Source organism: Citrobacter sp. VF227, from assembly GCF_052950715.1.
The window spans coordinates 1-667 of the sequence record NZ_JBRFVF010000116.1 but is presented as its reverse complement, the minus strand read 5'-3'; the positions used below and the strand labels follow the sequence as shown (position 1 = coordinate 667).

The following is a 667-nucleotide window of genomic DNA, read 5'->3' as shown; positions in this document are numbered from 1 at the left end:
AACGCCTGGTCCAGATGGCGCAAATCTGCATCACTGAAGGTCCCGGTCATGCTGGCGCGGTCAGCCAGGTAGTGAAGGCTGTTGCCTTCCTGGACCAGGCGTGCGCCAAAGCACGGGATGATATTGCGCTGCAGACCCCAGCGCGGGGCGTCCATACTGTCATGTGTGGTGTGGTCGATGTCTGGCATGGTTAAGCCTCACTTAAAAGTGGATTAAGCAATGTTTCAGGATGACGGGGGCAAACGGTGGTTGGGATAATTCTGCTCACCGGTATTCTCCTTTATTCAGTTCAGCGTGACGCAGCGCAGGATGACATACGGGCCGTTGCGGTCCTGACGGCGCTCTGCGAACACGGCCAGCACACCGCGGATATCCTGAACCTCGCGGTCGTGGTAATGGCAGATGCTGCCGGACCAGGCGTATTTCCCGGTACAGAAGCGAAAGAGCCTGGACTGCGGATGTTGACGGTATAGCGTCATCGCCTGACGTTTGGGGATAATTTTCACAGATTTACTCCTTACAACCAGCCGCGTTCAGCCAGAGAGACGATGCTCATCCCACCGACCACCAGGTGGTCCAGCAGACGAATATCCACCAGGTCCAGCGCCTGTTTAAGACGTTCCGTGAGGCGACGGTCAGCCTGGCTGGGCTCCGCCAGGCCTGACGG

Annotated in this window: 3 protein-coding genes; all 3 read right to left on the bottom strand. The window is 57.9% G+C overall.

The annotated features are described in order from the left end of the window. The coding region (locus ACU8YC_RS25365; protein ID WP_446896013.1) for a type IV toxin-antitoxin system YeeU family antitoxin at positions 1-155 on the bottom strand (155 nt) is incomplete at its 3' end. A 129-nt stretch (positions 156-284) separates the two neighbouring features. Then, the gene (locus ACU8YC_RS25360; RefSeq protein WP_446896011.1) at positions 285-506 is read right to left on the bottom strand and encodes a DUF987 domain-containing protein; all 222 of its coding nucleotides are present in this window, start codon (positions 504-506) and stop codon (positions 285-287) included. 11 nt (positions 507-517) lie between these two features. Beyond that, a partial coding sequence (locus ACU8YC_RS25355) for a JAB domain-containing protein (protein WP_446896012.1) occupies positions 518-667 on the bottom strand: 150 nt, incomplete at its 5' end.